Genomic DNA, 5568 nt, shown 5'->3' with positions numbered 1-5568 from the left:
GACAAGTGAGTGAGTCGCTAGGAACATACATTAGTATGTGACTAGTGCGAGTGAGTGCAGTCAACAACGCTACAACTTGAAGTATGACGAGTAGTAGCTAAAGCATAAAGCCTAGCCACATTATAAGCCGTCTCACTGAGATTTTTTTGCGCATTATAAAGTGCATCAGCCAGCGTAGAAACACCCGGTACAATAGAAAAAACGGCATCAATACCCTGCTGATAAACCACATCGTAATCCGGTAAATAACCACCAACCAGCGCAATAACAGGAAGGTGGTATTTTTTTGCCAATTTAGCAACGCCTGTCGGTGTTTTACCTTGTGCCGATTGGCTATCCATTCGCCCTTCACCCGTTATTACCAAATCTGCATCGATTAATTGTTTTTCTAATTCAACCACATTAGCAACCAATTCAACACCTTGCGAAAGTGTTGCTTGCGTAAATGCAAGCAAAGGCAAAGCCAATCCTCCCGCAGCACCACTTCCTGCAATATTGATAAGACTGCGTTGCGTCATTTTCTCAATATAAGTACCAAAATGGTGTAATGCGTTATCAAGTTGCGCAATATCGTCTTGGGTCGCTCCTTTTTGAGGACCAAAAATAGCGGATGCCCCTTTTTCTCCACACAATGGATTAGAAACATCGCAAGCAATCTCAATTTCGATATTTTTAAGCTTCGGATTTAACGAGTTGATATCAATAGTTTGAAGCTGAGCCAAAGCCGCGCCGCCAAAGGGTAAAGATGTACCAAACTTATCTTTAAGACCAAGACCGAGTGCTTGCATCATACCCGCACCAGCGTCATTTGTAGCACTGCCACCTAATCCTAAAATAATTTTTTTAACGCCCATTTCAAGTGCGGCATTAATTAATTCACCCGTACCATAACTGGTCGTTAAATTAGGATCACGTTGAGATAAAGAGACAAGATGAAGACCAGAAGCTTGTGCCATTTCAATCACGGCAGTGGTGTTATCACCTAAAAGTCCCCAAGTTGCGGTCACTTGTTTACCTAAAGGCGAACACACTTGCGTAGAGATGAAACGACCTTGCGTTGCATCCACCAACGATGTAACAGTACCTTCGCCACCATCAGCCATAGGAATACAACAGTATTGCGCATCAGGTAAATAACGTGAAAAACCCTGTTTGATTGATTCGGCAACTTCTTTCGCACTTAAGCTTTCTTTAAATGAATCAGGGGCGATAACTATTTTCACATTATTTTCTCCAGATAATAAAAAAGCGATATTTTCATATCGCTTTTATAACATAATCTGATGCGTTATCTGGTTTGCTTAATCTAAAATGTGATTAATCTTCTATCGCCAGACGCAGTTTTTTCATGGCATTTTTTTCTAATTGACGAACACGCTCGGCAGAAACACCATATTTATCGGCAAGCTCTTGTAATGTTGATTTGCTTTCATCATCTAACCAACGCGCGCGAATAATATCTTGGCTACGCTCATCAAGAGTTTCTATTGCTGATGTAAGTTTATCTGTTGCATGATTATCCCAGTTATCTTCTTCAATACCGTCTGCAAAATCAGAAGATTTATCTTCTAAAAAGAGTACTGGCGCAACAGGATGCGAGTCATCGTTATCATCGTTACTCATATCAAAAGCCATATCTTGTGCTGACATTCGCGATTCCATTTCGCGCACATCGCTTTCAGATACGCCGAGCTCTTTAGCCACTAATTCCACTTCATCTTGATTAAACCAACCTAAACGTTTTTTGTTTTTTCTTAAATTAAAAAACAATTTACGTTGTGATTTAGTCGTTGCGACTTTCACAATGCGCCAATTGCGTAGCACATATTCATGAATTTCCGCTTTGATCCAGTGTACAGCAAAAGAAACGAGTCTCACCCCAACTTCAGGGTTAAAACGACGAACAGCTTTCATCAAGCCGATATTACCTTCTTGAATAAGGTCTGCCTGAGGTAAACCATATCCAGAGTAACTACGAGCAACATGAATAACGAAGCGTAAATGTGAAAGGATTAGCGTTCTTGCTGCATCCAAATCACCATCGTAATGCAGCCGTTCAGCGAGTTCCTTTTCTTCCTCTGCAGTTAACATCGGATAGGAATTGGCTGCACGGATATAAGCTTCGATGCTGCCTTGCGGAACCAATGCTAAGGATTGCATTTCTTTTGTCATTCAAATCCTCATGAAAAATCAATTAAACAACTATTACACAGTAAGGAGAGTAGACGAGCCTTATAAATATAGCTTATAGGATATGTTTGTTGGACATTTTATAAATTTTTATCACAACCTAATTACGACCAGCATAAAGACTAAAGGTTCATACGGCATCTATGTTTACATTTCTTTTTACTTTACCGAGCCTATTTAAAATAACATAGCTATCATAACCCATAGGTAAAGATTAAGTGCAATGCGTTATTATGCCAGAAATGAAGCTACGATAAAATAATGGGTTACCATAATAAAGCAACCCACCATAATAAAAAGAGATAAAGATGCTAAGTAATTATTCAGGTGTAAATTGACGCAAATGCTGCATTGTCGTCAGCCATGCTGCAAACCAGCCTACTATCATGGAGACTAAGATCAGAATAATAGATTCATCAAAACCTAAACCTGAAATTGAGAAGGTGGTACCAAAAACAGTTGCAGCTTGTGTCACCACATCCGATAACTTCCAAACCAATAGTGCAGAAAATACCAAAGCAAAAATAGCGCCAATAAAACCGAGAATTAATCCCCAATTGAGGAATGGACGCATAATAAAGCCATCAGTTGCGCCAATCAGTTTCATTACATTTATCGTATCGCGACGGCTAAAGATATTGAGTCGGACGCTATTACCTATCACCAATAATAATGCCACGATCATAAGTGTGCCTATCACCAGAGCAATATGCCCAACTAATGATGTTAAAGTTGAAAGCCGAGTAAACCAACTATCATCCATTCTCACTTCATCCACACCCGCAATTTGCGCAACACTATCTCGTAGCGTCGTCATTAGTTGCTGATCGCTAGGATCCATTTTAGGTGTCACTATCGCGACGGCAGGAAGCGGATTTTCTTCTAACATATCCAGCGCACTACTAAACCCAGACCATGAACGAAACTCAACTAAAGAATCTTGGCGTGAAAGATAATTAACCTCTTCTACTTTTTCTAGCGCTTCAATCTTTTTAATGGTTGCTTCTGCAAGGCTATCATCTAAGGATTTATCGAGATAAACCGTTAATTGAGGAGTGGGATACCACTGTTCAGCCGCTGTTGAGACGTTTTTCCACACAATATAGCAAATGCTTGGCAGCGTTAATGAAATAGCCACCACCATAATAGTTAAAAAAGAAGAGAGCGGTTGGCGCAAAAAGTCAGCCATTGTGTTACGCCAAGCATAACGCCACTGTTCACGTCTTCCACCACGTAAGGCTTTTGTTTTTGCGCCTGGCGTTGGCATTGACTTACGGGAACTCTTTGCTTTAGCCATTTTGACCTCCCACCATTCTGCCTTGGCCTAATGTTAGAATGCGATAATTCCTACGCTCTATCAGTGCCATGTCATGTGTTGCCATTAATACCGTCACACCAACGCGGTTAAACTCTTCAAATAGACGCATAATGCCTTCTGAAAGCTCGCCATCAAGGTTACCAGTAGGCTCATCTGCAAGAAGTACAGTCGGTTTATTCACAACAGCTCGGGCAATACCAACACGCTGCTGTTCACCGCCAGAAAGTTGAATTGGATAGTTTTTAGCTTTATCTAATAACCCCACTTTATCTAGCGCAGCTGAAACTCTGCGCCGGATATCCTCTTCGCTTGCGCCAGCAATAATTAATGGAAGTGAGACATTGTCATAAACTGTTCTGTCCATCAATAAGTGATGATCTTGGAAGATCATCCCTACTTGGCGGCGCAGAAAAGGGATCTCACTATTTTTTAATCGACTGATATCATGACCAGCAAACCAAATAGCGCCATCACTTGGACGCTCTATTCCACAAATTAACTTAAGCAATGTACTTTTACCGGCACCAGAGTGACCCGTTAAAAAAGCCATTTCACCAGGATGAAGATGAAAATCGACACCCTGTAATGCTTGTCTTCCACCTAAATAAGCTTTGCTGACATGTTCGAAGCGGATCATTACAGCTACTCCTCGCGGGCAAACAGAGCCTCAATAAAATCGTCGGCCTTAAATGGACGTAGATCTTCAATACCTTCACCTACACCGATATAACGGATAGGAATTCCAAACTGATCAGCAATAGAGAAAATAACTCCCCCTTTCGCTGTACCATCCAGTTTAGTCAATGTTAATCCTGTTAGTCCAACGGTCTCATTAAAGAGTTTTGCTTGGCTAACAGCATTTTGACCAGTACTTGCATCTAATGTCAGCATCACTTCATGTGGTGCTTCTTCGTCCAGCTTTTTCATGACACGTACAATTTTTTTCAGCTCTTCCATTAAATGGGATTTATTTTGCAGTCGTCCTGCGGTATCGGCAATAAGAACATCGACACCTTTTGCTTGTGCTGATTGAATTGCATCAAAAATAACAGAAGCCGGATCGGCGCCTGTATGTTGAGCAACAACAGGAATTTTATTACGATCACCCCAAACTTGTAGCTGTTCAACTGCTGCTGCACGGAATGTATCTCCTGCGGCTAACATGACAGATTTTCCTTCAGCTTGATACTGACGCGCTAACTTTCCGATAGTCGTGGTTTTACCCACACCATTGACGCCCACCATTAAAATAACAAAGGGCTTTTTACCTTCAATTTTTAATGGCTGGTCGACTTTACTTAAAATTTCACCCATTTCTTCACGCAATTTGCCGTAAAGTGCTTCAGCATCTTTAAGGTCTTTATGATTTGCGTGTTTAGTTAAGCTGGTGATAATTTTTGTTGTGGTTTCCATTCCCACATCGGCAATCAATAACTGTTCTTCTAATTCCTCAAAAAGATCATCATCGATTTTTTTACCACGAAATAGACTTAGGAATCCTGAGCCTAAGTTTTGACGCGTTTTCAATAAGCCTTTTTTCAGCCGAGAAAAGAATCCTTCTTTTTTAGGTTTCTCTTGTTCAATCGGTTTATCGGCAAGCACTTCTTCACGTAAGGATTCAATATCTTCAGCTTCGGCTTGCGCAATGGCTAAACGCGCTTGTTCCTCTGCTTCTGCTTCTTGTGCTAACCGTTGTTGTTCTGCGCGTTCCGCCGCTAAGCGTTCTTCTTCTAAACGTTGTTGTTCTTCGGCTTGTGCCGCTTCTTGTGCTTGCCGCTGTGCTTCTTCTTGCGCCAAACGTTGCTGCTCGGCTTCTTGTGCTAACCGTTGTTGCTCTGCTCGTTCCGCCGCTAAGCGTTCTTCTTCTAAACGTTGTTGTTCTTCGGCTTGTGCCGCTTCTCGTGCTTGGCGCTGTGCCTCTTCTTGCGCCAAACGTTGCTGCTCAGCTTCTTGTGCTAACCGTTGTTGCTCTGCACGTTCCGCCGCTAAGCGTTCTTCTTCTAAACGTGCACGCTCAGCATCTAAACGTTGTTGTTCTTCGGCTTCTTGTGCTTGGCGTT

General features: G+C 41.7%; 5 protein-coding genes. All 5 read right to left on the bottom strand.

What is annotated here, in order from left to right; all coding sequences use genetic code 11:
* Positions 1-41: 41 nt before the first annotated feature.
* On the bottom strand, positions 42-1223 hold the full coding sequence (locus M997_RS03965) for a glycerate kinase (protein WP_064718819.1): 1182 nt from the start codon (positions 1221-1223) through the stop codon (positions 42-44).
* Between the two features lie 94 nt (positions 1224-1317).
* Complete coding sequence (gene rpoH, locus M997_RS03960) at positions 1318-2172, bottom strand: RNA polymerase sigma factor RpoH (RefSeq protein WP_064718818.1); 855 nt, start codon at positions 2170-2172, stop codon at positions 1318-1320.
* 337 nt (positions 2173-2509) lie between these two features.
* Positions 2510-3487, bottom strand: coding sequence for a permease-like cell division protein FtsX (gene ftsX, locus M997_RS03955; RefSeq protein ID WP_064718817.1), 978 nt, complete (start codon positions 3485-3487; stop codon positions 2510-2512).
* Positions 3480-4145: a cell division ATP-binding protein FtsE gene (gene ftsE / locus M997_RS03950; protein WP_064718816.1), complete on the bottom strand. Its 666-nt coding sequence runs from the start codon at positions 4143-4145 to the stop codon at positions 3480-3482. Before ftsE ends, ftsX begins: the two co-directional genes overlap by 8 nt.
* A 5-nt stretch (positions 4146-4150) precedes the next feature.
* Positions 4151-5568, bottom strand: a 1418-nt coding sequence (ftsY, locus tag M997_RS03945) for a signal recognition particle-docking protein FtsY (RefSeq protein ID WP_074379333.1), incomplete at its 5' end; no start/stop codon positions are given.

This window comes from Proteus hauseri ATCC 700826, from assembly GCF_001654965.1.
In the GTDB taxonomy this organism is placed as follows: domain Bacteria; phylum Pseudomonadota; class Gammaproteobacteria; order Enterobacterales; family Enterobacteriaceae; genus Proteus; species Proteus hauseri.
The sequence above is the reverse complement of the archived record's forward strand: the minus strand, read 5'-3'. Positions and strand labels throughout refer to the sequence as shown.